The 16,871-nt window shown below is 64.9% G+C and carries 17 protein-coding genes; 6 read left to right on the forward strand and 11 right to left on the reverse strand.

The window, feature by feature from the left end; genetic code table 11:
• Positions 1-19 precede the first annotated feature (19 nt).
• Positions 20-1,384 carry an NCS1 family transporter gene (locus PVE35_RS16525; RefSeq protein WP_277372412.1) on the forward strand — a complete coding sequence of 455 codons (1,365 nt, stop codon included), beginning with the start codon at positions 20-22 and terminating at the stop codon, positions 1,382-1,384.
• Between the two features lie 286 nt (positions 1,385-1,670).
• On the opposite strand, the gene moaA is transcribed toward PVE35_RS16525, so the two are convergent.
• Positions 1,671-2,666, reverse strand: a complete 996-nt coding sequence (moaA, locus tag PVE35_RS16530; RefSeq protein WP_277372413.1) for a GTP 3',8-cyclase MoaA — start codon at positions 2,664-2,666, stop codon at positions 1,671-1,673.
• A 486-nt stretch (positions 2,667-3,152) separates the two neighbouring features.
• On the opposite strand from moaA, the gene PVE35_RS16535 reads away from it, so the two are divergent.
• Complete coding sequence (locus tag PVE35_RS16535; protein ID WP_268178193.1) at positions 3,153-3,794, forward strand: TetR/AcrR family transcriptional regulator; 642 nt, start codon at positions 3,153-3,155, stop codon at positions 3,792-3,794.
• Between the two features lie 45 nt (positions 3,795-3,839).
• A complete protein-coding gene (locus PVE35_RS16540) occupies positions 3,840-4,394 on the forward strand; it encodes an RNA 2'-phosphotransferase (protein ID WP_277372414.1) in 555 nt (184 codons plus the stop codon).
• A gap of 43 nt (positions 4,395-4,437) precedes the next feature.
• Here the strand turns inward: PVE35_RS16540 and rbsD are convergent, their stop codons facing one another.
• The 6 genes from rbsD to PVE35_RS16570 are packed head-to-tail and all read right to left on the reverse strand — an operon-like array spanning position 4,438 to position 10,280.
• Positions 4,438-4,842, reverse strand: a complete 405-nt coding sequence (gene rbsD / locus PVE35_RS16545; protein WP_277372415.1) for a D-ribose pyranase — start codon at positions 4,840-4,842, stop codon at positions 4,438-4,440.
• Complete coding sequence (gene rbsK, locus PVE35_RS16550; protein WP_277372416.1) at positions 4,839-5,747, reverse strand: ribokinase; 909 nt, start codon at positions 5,745-5,747, stop codon at positions 4,839-4,841. Before rbsK ends, rbsD begins: the two co-directional genes overlap by 4 nt.
• A gap of 11 nt (positions 5,748-5,758) precedes the next feature.
• Positions 5,759-6,775, reverse strand: a complete 1,017-nt coding sequence (locus PVE35_RS16555; protein WP_277372417.1) for a LacI family DNA-binding transcriptional regulator — start codon at positions 6,773-6,775, stop codon at positions 5,759-5,761.
• Positions 6,776-6,781: 6 nt separating this feature from the next.
• Positions 6,782-7,762 carry an ABC transporter permease gene (locus PVE35_RS16560; protein WP_277372418.1) on the reverse strand — a complete coding sequence of 327 codons (981 nt, stop codon included), beginning with the start codon at positions 7,760-7,762 and terminating at the stop codon, positions 6,782-6,784.
• On the reverse strand, positions 7,759-9,312 hold the full coding sequence (locus tag PVE35_RS16565; protein ID WP_277374901.1) for a sugar ABC transporter ATP-binding protein: 1,554 nt from the start codon (positions 9,310-9,312) through the stop codon (positions 7,759-7,761). The genes PVE35_RS16560 and PVE35_RS16565 overlap by 4 nt, the downstream gene beginning before the upstream one ends.
• Before the next feature lie 11 nt (positions 9,313-9,323).
• Positions 9,324-10,280, reverse strand: a complete 957-nt coding sequence (locus PVE35_RS16570; protein ID WP_277372419.1) for a sugar ABC transporter substrate-binding protein — start codon at positions 10,278-10,280, stop codon at positions 9,324-9,326.
• A 342-nt stretch (positions 10,281-10,622) separates the two neighbouring features.
• Between PVE35_RS16570 and PVE35_RS16575 the strand changes: the two genes are divergently transcribed.
• Positions 10,623-11,141, forward strand: a complete 519-nt coding sequence (locus tag PVE35_RS16575) for an O-acetyl-ADP-ribose deacetylase (protein WP_277372420.1) — start codon at positions 10,623-10,625, stop codon at positions 11,139-11,141.
• Position 11,142: 1 nt separating this feature from the next.
• On the opposite strand, the gene PVE35_RS16580 is transcribed toward PVE35_RS16575, so the two are convergent.
• Positions 11,143-12,114, reverse strand: coding sequence for an aldo/keto reductase (locus tag PVE35_RS16580; protein WP_277372421.1), 972 nt, complete (start codon positions 12,112-12,114; stop codon positions 11,143-11,145).
• 175 nt (positions 12,115-12,289) lie between these two features.
• Between PVE35_RS16580 and PVE35_RS16585 the strand changes: the two genes are divergently transcribed.
• Both PVE35_RS16585 and PVE35_RS16590 read left to right on the forward strand, forming a co-directional pair.
• The gene (locus PVE35_RS16585) at positions 12,290-13,135 is read left to right on the forward strand and encodes an ion transporter (RefSeq protein ID WP_277372422.1); all 846 of its coding nucleotides are present in this window, start codon (positions 12,290-12,292) and stop codon (positions 13,133-13,135) included.
• A gap of 82 nt (positions 13,136-13,217) precedes the next feature.
• Entirely contained in the window at positions 13,218-14,675 is a 1,458-nt protein-coding gene (locus PVE35_RS16590; protein WP_277372423.1) for a DASS family sodium-coupled anion symporter, read from the forward strand.
• A gap of 72 nt (positions 14,676-14,747) precedes the next feature.
• Here the strand turns inward: PVE35_RS16590 and PVE35_RS16595 are convergent, their stop codons facing one another.
• The 3 genes from PVE35_RS16595 to PVE35_RS16605 are packed head-to-tail and all read right to left on the reverse strand — an operon-like array spanning position 14,748 to position 16,758.
• Positions 14,748-15,074, reverse strand: coding sequence for a hypothetical protein (locus tag PVE35_RS16595; protein ID WP_277372424.1), 327 nt, complete (start codon positions 15,072-15,074; stop codon positions 14,748-14,750).
• A complete protein-coding gene (gene ccmI / locus PVE35_RS16600; RefSeq protein ID WP_277372425.1) occupies positions 15,071-16,285 on the reverse strand; it encodes a c-type cytochrome biogenesis protein CcmI in 1,215 nt (404 codons plus the stop codon). Before ccmI ends, PVE35_RS16595 begins: the two co-directional genes overlap by 4 nt.
• Positions 16,282-16,758: a cytochrome c-type biogenesis protein gene (locus tag PVE35_RS16605; RefSeq protein WP_268184344.1), complete on the reverse strand. Its 477-nt coding sequence runs from the start codon at positions 16,756-16,758 to the stop codon at positions 16,282-16,284. Before PVE35_RS16605 ends, ccmI begins: the two co-directional genes overlap by 4 nt.
• Positions 16,759-16,871 lie beyond the last annotated feature (113 nt).

Here is a 16,871-nt window from a genome sequence, read left to right on the forward strand (position 1 = left end):
CTCCTGAGAGGCTCCTGCAATGAACAGTGAAAACGTCGTCTCGCAAGCACTCGATTACCCTGAGCAACCAATCGCCAGCAAGGCTGCTGGCGCGGAGTCCCTGGCACCACAGCAGACCCGCATCATGGGCCGGATGTCCTACCTGCTGGCCTGGTTCGGCGGCTGTGTGTCCATCGGCACCTTCGCCATGGGCTCAAGCATCGTCGGCACCCTCAACCTGCTGCAGGCGACCCTGGCCATCGCCATCGGCTGCTTCATCATCGGCATCGCCCTGGCCATCAACGGCGCCGCCGGCTACAAGTACGGCATTCCCTTCATGGTGCAGGCGCGCAGCGCCTTCGGCTTTGCCGGTACGCGCTTTCCCGGCCTGGTACGGGCGGTGCCGGCCATCGTCTGGTACGGCTTCCAGAGCTGGATCGGCGCCGCAGCGATCAACACCGTGTCGGCCTCCATGTTCGGCTTCGACAGTCTGGTGTTCTACTTCATCGTCTTCCAGTTCCTGCAGATCGGCCTGTCGATCTTCGGCTTCCAGGGCATCAAGTGGCTGGAGAATGTCGGTAGCGTGTTCATCCTGTTCTCCCTGGTGTACATGTTCTACAGCGTGATCAACCGCTATGGCGACGAAATCATGGTCAATCTGGTGAACATCGAGGGCACCTGGGGCCTGCCCTTCTGGGGTGCCACCATGCTCTTTCTGGGCATCTACAGCACCATGATGCTCAACGTCAGCGACTATTCCCGCGAGCTGAAGAAAGGCAGCGGCCCGGGCCTACTGACCACCCTCTACGCCATGTCGATCCTGCCCTGCACCCTGTTCATGGGCCTGATCGGCCTGATGGTGTCCGGCGCCACCGGGGTCAACGACCCGATCCAGGTGTTCGCCAACGCGGTGGACAACACGCCCCTGCTGATCATCACCCTGCTGTTCATCGCCTTCGCCCAGGTGACCACCAACGTGCTGAACAACGTGGTGCCACCCACCTACATCCTGATGGACGTGTTCAAGCTGCCGTTTCGCAGCGCCACCGTCATCGTCGGCCTGCTCGCCTTCGCCACCTTCCCCTGGGAGCTGGTCAAGGATGAGTCCTCGGCGGGCCTGCAGATCTTCGTGCAGACCTACTCGGCGTTTCTCGGCCCGATCTTCGCGGTGATGGTGGTGGACTACTTCATCCTGCGCCGCCGGCAACTGGACATCGCCAAGCTGTACGACGAGAACGGCCCCTATCGCGGGGTGAACTACGCAGCCATCGCCGCCTCGCTGCTCGGCGCCGGCGTCGCCCTGAGCCTGCCGGCGGTGTCCTGGTACGCCAGCCTGCTGCCCGCCGGGCTGAGCTACTACCTGATGATGCAGTACCTGCCCGCCTGCGCTCGCTTCCGTAGCTGAAGCAGGCCTGCGCCGGGTCTGGCGACCCGGCGCCTCAGGGCACCTCTAAAAACTTAGGCGACGACTGCATGGATGCAGGAGGTAGAGCGAAGCAGGAAGCCCGAGCCGAGGCAGGCAGCGCAATACCGATGGCGGCCCCGCAAAAACAGGCGAAGAAAGCACTGGGCCCGCATTCGGGTTTACGTGTTGTAAATGAGCATTCTGATGGGGGCGCCTAGCTCGGACTCGCGCACGAGCCTGTTTTTAACGCCGCGATGGCAACGTAGGTAGTTTTTAGAGGTGCCCCTTAGCCGCCGGTGACGCTCATGAAGCGCACCACCTGCACCTGCTCGTCGCTGGCGAAGTGGTGCTGCTGCGGCTTGAGGCGCAAGGCATCGACCAAGGCCTGGCGCAGGCGCTCGCTGTCGCCCGGATGGCTGCGCAGCAGGCGCTTGAGGTCCAGCGCATCGTCATGCCCCAGGCAGAGCACCAGCTTGCCTTCGGCGGTGACCCGCACGCGATTGCAGTCGCCACAGAAGTTGTGGCTGTGCGGCGAGATGAAACCGATGCGCGTATCGCTGCCCGCCACCTGCCAATAGCGCGACGGCCCGCCGGTGCTGGCGCTGCTGCGCACCAGGGCATGGCGCTGTTCGATACGCTGGCGCACCTCGTCGCTGCTGCAGAAGGTCTGCTCGCGGCTATGGCTGACCACGCTGCCCAGCGGCATCTCCTCGATGAAGCTGATATCCAGGCCACGGGCCATGGCGAACTCGACCATGTCCTGCACTTCGTCGTCGTTGCGCCCAAGCTGCACCACGCAGTTGAGCTTGATCCGCGCGAAGCCTGCCGCACGCGCCGCCTCGATGCCCGCCAGCACCTGTGGCAGGCGGTCACGCCGAGTGAAGGCGGCGAAGCGCTCGCGTTGCAGCGAATCCAGGCTGATGTTCAGGCGCTTGACCCCGGCCGCACGCAACTGCGGCGCCAACTCGCAGAGCTGCGAACCATTGCTGGTGATGGCCAGGTCTTCCAGCTCCTCGCGTTGCCCCAGGCGTTGCAGCAGGCTGAGCAGGTTCTTGCGCACCAGCGGCTCGCCCCCGGTGATGCGGATGCGCTTCACCCCCAGGCCGATGAAGGCGTCGGCCACCGTGTACAGCTCCTCCAGGGTGAGGATCTGCGCGCGCGGCGCGAAGACCATGTCCTCGCTCATGCAGTAGGTGCAGCGAAAATCGCAACGGTCGGTCACCGACAGACGCAGATAGGTGATGCGGCGACCGAAGGGGTCGACGAGCTGGGTGCTGGACAAAGCCGGACTCCAGAGAATGCGAGGTAGAAAGCAGAGTTTAGAGGCTATCGCCCCATCGTGGCGAGCCGGCAACGGCACTCGGCCATAGCCGAAACGGCATCTCGAGGAAAACGCAAAGCCTCTGCGGCGGTTGACCGAATGCGGCCTAAGCAGCCGCACGCCCCCTCGCCTTGAGGCCGCGCAAAGGCCAGTGCTACCATGCCCGACCACCCTTCGGGGCGCCTCTAAAAACGTAGACGACGACTGCATGCAGGAGGTAGAGCGAAGCAGGAAGCCCGAGCCGAGGCAGTCAGCGCAATACCGAGGGCGGCCCCGCAAAAACAGGCGAAGAAAGCACTGGGCCCGCATTCGGGTTTACGTGTTGTAAATGAGCATTCTGATGGGGGCGCCTAGCTCGGACTCGCGCACGAGCCTGTTTTTAACGCCGCGATGGCAGCAGGTAGTTTTTAGAGGTGCCCTTCGGTGGCCAGGGAAATCAAGGGTTTTATGACCAGCATTCGCGAGCGTAACAAAGAGCTGATCCTGCGCGCCGCCAGCGAGGAATTCGCCGACAAGGGCTTCGCCGCCGCCAAGACCAGCGACATCGCCGCCAAGGCCGGGCTGCCCAAGCCCAACGTCTACTACTACTTCAAGTCCAAGGAAAACCTCTACCGCGAGGTGCTGGAAAGCATCGTCGAGCCCCTGCTCGCCGCCTCGGCCCCGTTCAACCAGCCGGGCCAGCCTGGCGAAGTGCTCACCGCCTACATCCGCTCGAAGATCCGCATTTCCCGCGAACTGCCGCATGCCTCCAAGGTATTCGCCAGCGAGATCATGCATGGCGCACCGCACCTGTCGCCTCAGCAGACCGAACAGCTCAACGCCCAGGCCAGCCACAACATCGCCTGCATCCAGCGCTGGATCGACCAGGGCCTGATGGCCAGTGTGGATCCGCACCACCTGCTGTTCAGCATCTGGGCGGCTACCCAGACCTACGCCGATTTCGACTGGCAGATTTCCGTGGTCACCGGCAAGGCCAAGCTCGACGATGCCGATTACGAAGCCGCCGCGCAGACCATCATCCGCCTGGTGCTCAAGGGCTGCGAGGTCGCACCTGCGCCGGCGTCCAGCGAGCGGGTAAGCGGCGATTGATGGCCTGACGAGCAGCCCCGTCTCACCCTGGAGATGACAAAGCGTATGGATAGCAAACGACTCAACGAAACCAGCAAGTTTCTCAGCTACGTGCTCAGGCATGAGCCACAAGCCATCGGCCTGCGACTCGACAGCGAAGGTTGGGCCGATCTCGAGTCGCTGATAAGCGGGGCAGCCAACGCTGGGCGAGCCCTGGACAAGGCCCTGATCCAGGCGGTGGTCGACAGCAGCGACAAGAAGCGCTTCAGCATTTCCGCCGATGGCCTGCGCATCCGTGCAGTCCAGGGCCACTCAACCAGCAGCGTGAGCCTGCAACACGTCGAAAGGACGCCACCGGAGTTTCTCTACCACGGCACGGCAACCCGCTTTCTCCAATCGATTCGACAACAGGGCCTGATCCCAGGCTCGCGCCACCATGTCCACCTGTCGCAAGACATCCCCACCGCCGTTGCGGTCGGCCAGCGTTATGGAAAACCTGTGGTGCTGAAGGTTGCGGCGCAACGCATGCATGCGCAGGGCTTCTGCTTCTATCAGGCAGAGAACGGGGTGTGGCTGACCAGCCATGTGCCCACGGATTTCATCGCAGAAGAAACCCTGTAAACACAGGCTTCGGGCCGCTGCCCCGCTCAATCCCCCAAAGGCTTCAGAAAGTCACGCCAGCGATCAGGGCGATATTGCTGTAGGGCTGGCACTCACCCGTGCGGATCTGCACGCGCGCCGTGCGGCAGGCCGCCTTGAGTTCGTCGTGGCTGAGCAGTTGCCGCTCGCCCAGCTCGCCATCTGCCGTCAACGCCTCGATCTCCGCCAGCGCTGGTGGCGCCACCTCCAGAGTTTCGCGGGCCAGCAGATGGCCCTGCACCTGCATTTCGCTGAGCAGCACCTTCAGGGTGGTGACGAAATCCGGCACGCCGGCGGTCAGCGCCAGGTCGATGCAGGGCGTGCCGGGCGGCACCGGCATACCGGCGTCGCCGATGACGATGACATCGCCATGGCCGAGACGGGCGATGGCGGCGGAGAGTTCGGCGTTGAGCAGCGGGGTCTTCTTCATGCGGGCAACTCGTGACGATAAGGGATCGAAGGCTGGGCACCTGGCCGGGTCACCGCCAGGGCTGCGGCTTGCTGGCCCAGAGCGATGGCCGCCGACAGCGGTTGGCCGGCCGCCAGGGCAGCGGCGAAACCGCCGACGAAGGTGTCGCCGGCTGCCGTGGTGTCCACGGCCTGCACCGGCGTCACGGTGAAATGCCTCTGTTGCTCGGCATCGGCATAAAGCACGCCCTGCGCGCCAAGGGTGATCAGCACGCGGCAAGCGCCGGCCTGCAACAGGCTATGCGCGGCAAGCTGCGCCGACTGCGGCGAATCCACCGGCATGCCGGTCAGGGCGGCGGCCTCGCTTTCATTGGGGATCAGGTAATCGGCCATGGCGTACCAGTGCGCCGGCAACGGCCCGGCCACGGGCGCCGGGTTGAGGATGACCGTACAGCCGGCCTCGCGGCCCATGCGCATGGCGGCCTCGACGCAGGCATCCGGCACCTCCAGTTGCACGATCAATACCTGCGCTGCGGCCAGCAAGTGCTGCTGGGCCTCCAGATGCGCAGGCGTCAGCGCGCCATTGCCACCGGCGACGATGACGATGGCGTTCTGCCCGGCATCATCCACCAGAATCGAGGCGATACCCGTGGGTACGCCATCAACCGTTTCGACGCCCGCGCAATCGATACCCTCTTCGATCAGCCCGCTGCGCAGTTGCTGCCCGTATGCGTCAGCCCCGACGCAACCGATCATCGCCACCTGCGCGCCAAGCCGCGCGGCGGCCACGGCCTGGTTGGCCCCCTTGCCGCCAGCGGCGGTGGAGAAATCGTGCCCGGCCAGGGTCTCGCCGCCACGCGGCAGGCGTGGCGCCCGCACGATCAGATCCATGTTCAAGCTGCCGACCACCAGCACTTTGCCTTGCATCTGCCTCTGCCTCAGGGCGCCTTGCGCCCACTGGAATAATGTTCAGCGCTGGACTCGCGGACGATCAGGGTCGGTTCGACCACATGCTGTTCGGCCGGCAGCCCAGGCTCGCGCACCCGCGCCAGCAACCGCTCGGCGGCCTGCTCGCCAAGTTGGCCGATGCGCTGGCCAACGGTGGTCAGCGCCGGATGCAGGTAACGGCTGACCTCGATATCGTCGAAGCCCACCAGCGAGAGCTGCTGCGGCACCCTCACCTCACGTTCGGCAGCGGCGCGCAGCACGCCGAGGGCGATCATGTCGTTGCCGGCGAAGATCGCCGTGGGTGCATCGGCGCTGTTCAGCAGCGCCTGCGCAGCGGCGTGCCCACCCGGGCTGGTGAAGGCGCAGTCCACCACCGGCAACGCCTCGATGTCCGCCTCGTTCAGGGCGCGTCGGTAACCGGCCGCGCGCAACTGCACCACCTGGGTACTGGCGGGCCCGCCGATGCAGGCGATACGCCGGTGCCCCAGTTCCAGCAGATGCCGGGTCGCCAGGTAACCGCCGAGTTCATGGTCGACCTGCACGCGATCGGCCTGCACCCCGTCCAGGGAACGGTCGACCAGCATCAGCGGCACCTTTACCGCCGCCAGCGCCTGGACGAAGGCCGGGTCGCTGGCCACGGTGGCGACGATCAGCCCGTCGATACGTCGCTCCAGCAGCACCCGCAGGTAACGCAGTTGCTTGTCGCCGTCATCGTCGGAGTTGCACAGGATCACGCTGTAACCGTTGCGCTCGGCGTGGTCTTCGATGCCCCGCGCCAGCTCGGCGAAATAGGGGTTGCTGGCGTTGGGCACCAGCAGACCGATGGTGCCGGTGGCGCGCACGCGCAGCGAGCGCGCCACGCCGCTGGGCACGTAGCCCAGTTCGGCGATGGCCGCCTCCACCTTGCGCCGCACCTGATCGCTCACCGGGCGGGTGCCGTTGACCACGTGGGACACCGTGGTGAAGGAAATACCGGCCAGTGCGGCGACGTCCTTGATGGTGGCCATGCGCGCTCAGGCCCGACGCTTGGCGCGGTAGCTGCGATAGGTGTCGAGGATCACCGCCACCACGATCACTGCCCCGGTGATGATGCGCTTGGTCGGCTCGCTGGCGCCGATCTGCGCCAGGCCGGCGGCCAGCACGGAAATGATCAGCACGCCGAAGAAGGTGCTGATCACCGAGCCACGGCCGCCCATCAGGCTGGTGCCGCCGATCACCACGGCGGCGATCACTTGCAATTCCAGGCCAGAACCGGCGTTCGGGTCAGCCGCTTCCAGACGGGAAATCTGAAATAGCGCAGCCAGGCCGGCGAGCAGGCCCATCAGGGCGAATACGGAAATCTTGTAGGGTTTGGGGTTGATGCCGGCCAGGCGTACGGCCTCTTCGTTGGTGCCGATGGCCACCAGGTAACGGCCGAACACGGTGCGCGTCAGCAGCAGGTGCGCGGCCGCGATCACCAGCAAGGCGATGACGAACGACGGCGAGATGCCGGCAGCGAACGGCGTCGACAACCAGGCATAGGCATCGCCGATATAGGCGGTGCGCGAGTCGGTAAGCTGATAGGCCACACCACGGGCCATCTCCAGTACGCCGAGGGAGACGATGAACGAGGGAATGCCCCAGGCCACGGTAATGATGCCGGTCACGCTGCCGGCCAATGCCGCGCAGGTCATGCCCAGCAGCGCGGCGGGCAGGATGCCCCAGCCGAGGCCAAGGGTGGCGACGCTGACCACGGCTGCCGCCAGGGCCAGCACCGAGCCCACCGACAGGTCGATGCCGCCGATGATCAGCACCAGGGTCATACCCACCGCCAGCACCATCAGGTCGGGAATCTGGTTGGCCAGGGTGGTGAAGGTGGCGTAAGAGAGAAAGTGGCTGCTCAGGGTCGAGAACAGCACGATCATCGCCAGCAACGCGCCAGCCAGGCCCAAATAAGTGCCCAGCCCCTGGTGAGTACCACTGCGCTTGCTGGCAGTGGCGGACGAAGTGGTCATCGGGAAAGCTCCTGTAACGGGGGAACGGCCTCGCCGAGCAAGGCCTCGCGGCTGCGATAGCCGGCAAATGCGGCAGCCAGCAGACGATCCTGGCTCCAGTCATCGCGGCCGAAGGTTTCAATCAGGCGACCGGCCGACATCACGCCGATACGGTCGCAAATCAGCATCAGCTCACGCAGATCGCTGGACACCACCACCAGTGCCTTGCCCTGGCGCGCCAGCTCGCCAAGCAGGCCGTAGATCTCGAACTTGGCGCCAACGTCGATACCACGGGTCGGCTCGTCGAACAGCAACACCTGGCAGTCGCGCTCCAGCCAGCGGCCAATCACCACCTTCTGCTGGTTGCCACCGGACAGCTCGACCACGGCTTGCTGGCCACCATTGCAACGGATGCGCATGGCATCGATCTGCCGCTGCGCCAGCGCCTGCTCCGCCGCCGGGCGCAGCACGCCGTGCCGGGAAACCGCCGGCATGTTGCCCAGCGCCAGGTTGGCGGCAATCGGCTGGCCGAGAAGCAGACCTTCGCCCTTGCGGTCTTCGGTGATCAGGGCGATGCCGTTGCGCACCGCTTCGGCGGGCGAACGCACCTGCACCGGCACAGGAGGGTTGCCGATGGCCACCTCGCCGCTGTCGGCACGGTCGGCGCCGTAGATCAGGCGCAGCAGTTCGGTACGGCCGGCGCCGATCAAACCGGAAATGCCGTAGATCTCCCCTGCCCGCACGCTGAACGACACATCGTCGACCTTGCCACGACGGCTGAGATTCTTGACCTGCAACAGCGGCGCGCCGATCTGCCGCGCCCCCAGGTCGATGGCTTCACCGACCTCGCGGCCCACCATCAGGGTGACCAGCTCGTCGCTGCTGTAGCGGTCGATGGGCTCTACCGCCACCAGTTGGCCGTCGCGCAGCACGGCCACGCGCTGCGCCACCTTGGCCAGTTCTTCGAGGCGGTGGGAGATATAGACGATGGCCACACCGGCGTCGCGCAGGCGCTGGATCTGCTCGAACAGCAGATCCACCTCGCGGGCGGTGAGCATGGCCGTAGGCTCGTCCAGCACCAGCACGCGGCAGTCACCGATCAGGTTGCGGGCGATCTCCACCATCTGCTGATGGCCGACGCCCAGCGCCGACACCGGTGTGTCCGGGTCGATGGCCTCCAGGCCAACCCGGGCCATGGCCTCACGGGCCATCTCGCGCAGGCGACCACGGGCAATCCAGCCAGCGCGGCTGGGCAGGTTGTCGAGAAACAGGTTCTCGGCCACGGTCAGGGTGGGCAGCAGGTTGAGCTCCTGCAGCACCATGCGCACGCCGAGGCGCTCGGCCTCGCGGCGGCTGGCCGGCGCGTAGGGCTGGTCGAGAAAGCTCAAAGAGCCCGTGGTCGGCTGCTCCAGGCCGCAGAAAATCTTGGAAAGGGTGCTCTTGCCGGCGCCGTTCTCGCCGGTCAGCGCCAGCACTTCACCGGCGCGTAGCTCCAGCTCGACCCCACCCAGCACCGGCTGGGCGTAGGTCTTGCCGATATTGCGGGCGGCGAGAACGGTCTCGCCGGCCACTACCGCGTGGGTCACGGTTTGGTCACGAGTTCGACGGGAGTTTCGATCACACCCTCTTTGGCGTCGGTCGGCTCACCCTTGACCAGCTTGAGCGCCGCCTGAATGCCGAACACCGCCTGGCGCGCGGCGAACTGGTCGGCGGTGGCGAGTACACGGCCATCCTCGAGCATCGGCTTGATGGCATTGATGTTGTCGTAGCCCACCACCTGCACCTGGCCCTTCTTGCCCGCCGCACGCACGGCGGACACCGCGCCGAGGGCCATGCTGTCGTTACCGGCCAGCAGTGCCTTGAGGTTCGGGTATTCGTTGAGCATGGCCGAGGCCACGGCGTTGCCACGGTCGATTTCCCAGTTACCGGACTGCACACTGACGATCTTCATGCCAGCCGCTTCCATGGCGTCCTTGAAGCCGGCAGTGCGCTGCTGGGCATTGGTGGTGGTGGAAACGCCTTCGATGATGCCGACCTCGTCACCGGCCTTGAGTTTTTCCTTGGCCAGGTATTCACCCACCAGGCGCGCGCCCTTGCGGTTGTCCGGGCCCACGAACGGCACGTCCAGGCCTTTGCTCTTGACCACTTCGGGGTCGAGGCGGTTGTCGATGTTGACCACCTTGATGCCCGCGTCGCTGGCCTTCTTGATCACCGGCACCAGCGCCTTGGAATCGGCGGGCGCGATGACCAGGGCATCGACCTTGGAAACGATCATCTGCTCGACGATGCGGATTTGCGCCGAGGTGTCGGTTTCATCCTTGATGCCATTGGCGACCAGCTCGAACTGATCGGGATGTTCCTTCTGATAGGCCTTGGCGCCATCCTCCATGGTGCGGAAGAACTCGTTGGCCAGAGACTTCATCACCAGCGCCACACGCGGCGGCTCGCCTTCGGCTGCATGCACGGTGGAAAAACTGACAAGGGCAGCGGCACCAAGGGCGATGGCAGCGCAGAGACGGGCAGGACGGAAACCGGACATGAGGGAGTACTCCGTGGTTATTGTCGTTCTTATCGATACGCAAACGTTTGCGAGAGGCAGAAATTATGAAATGGACGGTGCCTTGTCAAATTTTCGTGAGGGGAACAACACGGCGCCACGGCACATCGGAGCGCGCGAACGCCAGGGAGCAATGGGGGCTCCGTGTAACATTGCCATGGCCTGCGTGGCTGAACCTGCGGCACTAGCAGGCCGTTGAAAAACGTAGGCGACGACTGCATGGATGCAGGAGGTAGAGCGACGCAGGAAGCCAAAGCCGAGGTAGTTTTTCAACAGCCTGCTAGCTGCATACCGTCACCGCTGAACGAAAGCAGGAGTTCGTCAATGAGCGCTCGAATGCTGGCTATCCATGCCGATATCACCACGCTGAAGGTCGATGCCATCGTCAATGCTGCCAACACCTCGCTACTGGGTGGCGGTGGCGTGGACGGCGCCATCCACCGCGCGGCCGGCAGCGAACTGCTGCACGAATGTCGGCTACTCGGCGGTTGCAAAACAGGGGAAGCCAAACGCACACGCGGTTATCGCTTGCCCGCCGCGTTCATCATCCATACCGTCGGGCCGGTCTGGCGCGGCGGCAGCGAGGGTGAACCCGCCCTGCTGGAAGCCTGCTATCGCAACGCATTGCACCTGGCTGCCGAATGCAACGCCCGCTCCATTGCCTTTCCCAGCATCAGCACCGGCATCTACGGCTACCCCATCGAAGCTGCGGCCCGCCTGGCCGTGATCACGGTTCACGAGGAACTGCCCCGCCATCCGGGGATCGATGAAGTGCTGTTCTGCTGCTTCTCGGCCAGCGATCTGGCGATCTACCAGCAGGCACTGGCCGAGCAGCAACACTGAATCAGCGTGGCAACGGCGCATCCTCGGGCAGGATGCCCTGCTCACGTAGGGCCTGCCAGAAGTCTGCGGGGATCGACGCCTCCAGCAGGCTCACATACTGCGCCGGGCGAGCCGGGGTGGCGGTACCGGGGATGACCGACTGCACCACCGGGTTGGCCAGGCAGAACTGCATGGCCGCCGCGCGGATATCGACACCGAAGCGCTCGCCCAGCGCCTGCAATTGCTCGGTTCTGCGGCGGATATCTTCGGGGATGCGGTCGTACTCATAATGCTCGCCGCCGGCCAGCACCCCCGAATTGAACGGCCCGCCGACGACGATACCGACATCACGCCGGGCGCATTCGGGAAACAGGGTATCCAGCGCTTCACGGTGATCGAGCAACGTGTAGCGTCCCGCCAGCAGGAATACATCCGGGTCGGCCTGCTCCAGCGCCAGACGACAGGGCTCGACCAGATTCACGCCAAGACCCCAGCCACGGATCATGCCATCTTCGCGCATGCGGGTAAGCGCCACCGCCGCTCCCTGCATGGCCTCGGCGAAGTATTCGCGCCATTTGGGGCCGTGCTGGTCTTCGGAAACGTCGTGGATGAACACCACATCGAGGCGATCCACACCCAGTCGTTGCAGACTGCTCTCGATGGAGCGCCGCGCACCGTCGGCCGAATAATCGATCACCCGACGGTTGGGCAGCTCCTGGGTGAAGGGCTTGGCGTTCTCGGGCTGATCGGCTGGCTGCAACAGCCGGCCCACCTTGCTGCTGAGCACGAACTGGTCGCGCGGCTTGCCGCTGAGCAATTTGCCGAAGCGCATTTCCGATAATCCCGCGCCGTAATGGGGTGAGGTGTCGTAGTAGCGAATACCGGCCTGCCAGGCGTTTGCCAGGGTGGCTTGAGCCTGGTCTTCGGGTACCGCCTTGAACATGTTGCCGAGCGGCGCGCCACCGAAGCCGAGCGTTGGGAGCGTGATACGCATACTGCCTCCTGATCATGAGTGTGTCTGCTGAGGACAGGAACAGGCGACCATTCGTTCGGCCGTTGTGCTCGACCGCTCGTCACACCGGAGGGGAAACCCGACAGACACTCCCTCCCTTGCTCAGCCAGCCGCTTCCTGCCTAGGCTGTGCCCCTTCGCCCACTCAGGACATGGCCATGGATAAGCAGCAGAGCTGGCGCCAACGCCTCTACATCATCATTTTCGAGACCAGCACACCGGCAGCGCAGCGCTTCGACAACTGGCTGCTGGTGACCATCCTGGCCAGCCTGGTGGTGGTGATGCTCGATAGCGTCGAGCGCTTCCATAGCCAGCACGCCGAGCTGTTCAGCACGCTGGAGTGGTTCTTCACCGCGCTGTTCGCCATCGAATATGGTTTGCGCCTGTACTGCTCACCCAAGCCCATGCGCTATGCCTTCAGCTTCTTCGGCCTGGTGGATCTGCTCGCCGTGCTGCCGGCCATCCTGGCGCTGGTATTCGCCGATGCGCAGTACCTGATGATCGTCCGCGCCATCCGCATGATCCGTATCTTCCGCGTGCTCAAGCTGCGCCAGTACCTTAACCAGGCCAATTTCCTGCTGGTGGCGTTACGCGGCAGCCGGCAGAAGATCGTGGTGTTCCTGGTCACTGTGTCCACCCTGGTCACGGTGTTCGGCGCGCTGATGTACGTGATCGAGGGGCCGAGCAACGGCTTTACCAGCATTCCCATCAGCATCTACTGGGCGGTGGTGACGCTGACCACGGTGGGCTTTGGCGACATCACCCCACAGACACCCGTGGGCCAGATGCTGGCGACCATGGTGATGATCACCGGCTATTCGATCATCGCCGTGCCCACTGGCATCTTCACCGCCGAGCTGGCCAACGCCATGCGCCAGGACGGCTCGATGGAACATGACTGCCCGCACTGCCGCAAACCCTTTCACGAACACAGCGCAGCCTTCTGCAACCGTTGCGGAGGGCCACTGTTCAGTCGCAAGCATGAGGACGTGGACACAGCTTGAAGTAAAACCATGGGCTCCATGCGTGGTCTGAAAGGCGCTCACTGAGCTATAACACCGCCTTTTTAGCTGAAGGATGCGCCTGATGGCAGTCACCACCAACAATGCCACGGCACCGGCCAAGGCTGCCTGGATCGGTCTGATCCTGGGGCCCTTGCTACTGCTGGTGTGCTTGATCACCGACCCGCCCGGCGGATTGTCTGCCACCGCCTGGGCCACCGTTGGCCTGACGCTGCTGATGGCCACCTGGTGGTCGACCGAGGCCATTCCGATTCCGGCCACCTCGCTGTTGCCGATCCTGCTGGTGCCCGCCCTGGGCATCGACAGCCTCAACGCTGCCACCGCCCCCTATGCCAGCCCGACCATCTACCTGTTCCTCGGCGGTTTCATCCTCGGCCTGGCCATGGAGCGCTGGAACCTGCACAAGCGCATCGCCCTGATGACCCTGCTGGCAGTAGGCAGCAAGCCGAGCCGGCAGATCGCCGGTTTCATGCTGGCCACCGCCTTTCTCAGCATGTGGGTGAGCAACACCGCCACCACCATCATGATGCTACCCATCGGCCTGTCGGTGATCGGCCTGCTGGCGGGCGAACAGGCTGCCAGCAACGCCGAGCGTGAACGTTTCGCCACCGCCCTGCTGCTGGCCATCGCCTATGCCGCCAGCGTCGGCGGTATCGCCACCCTTATCGGTACGCCGCCCAATGCCCTGCTGGCAGCCTTCCTGGCAGAGAACTACGACGTGCAGATCGGCTTCGGCCAATGGATGCTGCTCGGCCTGCCGGTGGCGAGCCTGATGCTGGTATTCATCTGGTGGTGGCTGACCCGTGGCGGTTTCAACCTGGCCGGGCACGACAGCACGCAACTGATCCGCAGCGAGCTGGCCGAGCTCGGCCCCTTGAGCCGTGGCGAGAAACTGGTGGCCCTGGTATTCGTGATCACCGCACTGGCCTGGGTATTCCAGCCGCTGATCGGCGAGTGGGTGTCAGGGGTCAATGACACCAGCATCGCCATCGCCGCGGCGCTGGCCTTGTTCATCATTCCGGTGGACAGCAAGCAGCGCGTGTTCCTGATGAACTGGGAAAGCGCCAGCAAACTGCCCTGGGGCGTGTTGTTGCTGTTCGGTGGCGGCCTGTCCCTGGCCGGAGTGATCCGCAGCACCGGCCTGGCCGAGTGGATCGCGCAGAGCCTCGGCGCCCTCGGGGCGCTGCCGGTAATCGCGATGATCGGCGTGGTGGTGCTGGTGATCATCTTCCTCACCGAGGTGACCTCCAACACCGCCACCGCGGCCGCCTTCTTGCCCCTGCTGGGCGCACTGGCGGTATCGCAGGGCATGCCTGCCGAGCTGCTGGCGATTCCCGCCGCCATCGCTGCAAGCTGCGCCTTCATGATGCCGGTGGCGACGCCGCCCAATGCCATCGTGTTCGGCACCGGGCACATGCGCATCCAGTCGATGATCAAGGCCGGCTTCGCCCTCAACCTGTTCGGGGTGCTGTTGGTGACGGTGCTCAGCTATCTGCTGGTGGGGTTGATCTGGGCGCATTGAGCCGGACTCAGCAGAGATGACAACGGCGCCCGCAGGCGCCGTTGTCATATCGGGTGTTTGCCGGGTTTCGCCTCAGCGATTCTGATAATGCCGAAACAAGCCCGGCGGAATGCCGGAGCTGTCGGTTTCCGTCCAGGGCCCACCGGCTTGCGGCGACCAGCTCCAGCCACCATTCCAGCGGTAGAAGATACGCTCGCGGTAGAACAGATCACGCGCGCCCTCGACCACATAGACGCCCAGCGCCGGGCTCCAGTGGCTCCTGACCCCGGGCGGCGGCGCGTAGCGCGGGTGCGCCGGTTGCTGCACTTCAGGCACGGAAGAACCCGGCGCCCCTGGCTGCAGGCCGGCACAGCCAACCAGCGCCAGGCTCAGCGCGCACAGCAGCGCCAGCCGTTTCATTGTGCCTTGGCCTCGGGGCTGTCGATCAGCAGCTTCTGCACATCACGAGCGGTGCTGGAAACCGGCCCGACCTGCCCCGTCCACTCGCCCTGGGTGGCATTGCCAGCGCGCGAAACACGAGCGACCAGTTGCACCTGCTGGAAACGCGACAGCTTCAACTCCGGCATCATCGCATCGACATCGGACAGGCTGACCTGCGCCGGCAGGTCGGACACCTTCAGGCGCTTGACCGCCAGCGGCATCGGTGGGCCACTGAGGGCACGGGCGAAGATGAACACGGCATCGTCTGGCTTGACCTGGGCCTGCACCTGGGGCGCCAGCGAGACGGCGACCTCCAGGGCCTGTACCTTGGCCGCGGGCTCGGCGGCGGCGGCGCTGGCCTGCTCGCCTTCGCCCATCTGCTGACGGGCACGCTCGATGCCGCTGGCGATGGCGGCACGCGACGGATCCTGCTCGGGCAATACCGCGACCAGGCGCTCCCAGTAGCGCACGGCATCGGCATAGCGCTGGCTTTCATAGGCGGCGATACCGAGCAGGCCGAGGCTGGTGACTTCTTCCGCATCCGCCTTCAGCGCCTCGTCGGTCAGCGCCTGCAACTGCGCGTTCCACTGCTTGCCATTGGCGAAGTACAGCGCCTGGGCCCACTGCCCCAGCAGTTCGGGGGCGCGGCCTGCCAGGCCCACCGCTTTCTCGAAGGCCTTGGCGGCGTCGGCGGCACGATCCTGCGCCATGTAAGTACGGCCGAGGAAGTACCAGGCCTCGGCGGACTCCGGCTGCTCCTCCACCGTACGCTCCAGGCGGGCGGTCATTTCCTCGATACTCTGCGGTTGCTGCGCAGCCATTTCGCGGGCCTGCTGCAATTGCTCCAGGGCGCCCCAGTGCATGTACAGACCCACGCCGAGCACCGGCACCAGGATCGCCGCCAGCAGCGGAATCTTGCTGCCCAGCACGCTGCTACGGCGCTGCACGCCTTCGGTGTCGGTGAGCAGCTCGCGCGCAGCCTCGGCACGGCCGGCTTCCAGCCCGGCATCGTCGAGCACGCCGCGCTGGTGCTGCGTCTGCAGCTCCTGCAGGCGCTCCTGATAAAGGGTGACGTTGAGCGCGGTACGGTCTTCCTCGGCCTGCAGCTTGCGCACGCGCAGCACGGGGATCAGCAGGAACGCCAGGGCAGTGAGCAACAGCAGCCCGGCGGGCAACCAGAAATCGATCATCGGTCTTTCTTGTCCTGAGAGGCTTGTTCGAGCAGTGCGGCGAGGCGCTGCTGTTCGTCAGTGCTGAGGCCATTGTCCGGGCGCGCCTTCTGGCCACGGCGGCGCAGGACGATCACCCCGAGCACGCCGAAACCGATCAGCAGCAGGCCGGCCGGGCCGTACCAGAGCAGCAGCGTGCGGCTGGTCACGGGCGGGTTGTAGAGGACGAAGTCACCGTAGCGGGCGACGAGAAAATCGATGATCTGCGCGTCCGTCTTGCCCGCTTCGAGCATCTGGTAGACCTCGTTGCGCAGATCCATGGCGATCGGCGCATTGGAGTCGGCGATGTTCTGGTTCTGGCACTTGGGGCAACGCAGTTCCTCGACCAGGGTGCGATAGCGCTCACGCTCCGCTTCGTTGGCGAACTCGTAGGTGTCGATGGCGGCATGGGCACTGGCCAGCAGGCCCAGCGCCAGGCCGGTGGCGATCAGCAGACGTTTAGGCAGGCGCCATGAAAACGTCGCGAGCGAAGAGCAGGCAAGGCGAAAGCAGGCGAAGAAGCGGAGTTTACAAGTTGTAAATGAGCATTCTGAGCCTGTTTTCAACG

The sequence above is a fragment of the Pseudomonas sp. AA-38 genome, from assembly GCF_029457475.1.
In the GTDB taxonomy this organism is placed as follows: Bacteria; Pseudomonadota; Gammaproteobacteria; order Pseudomonadales; family Pseudomonadaceae; genus Aquipseudomonas.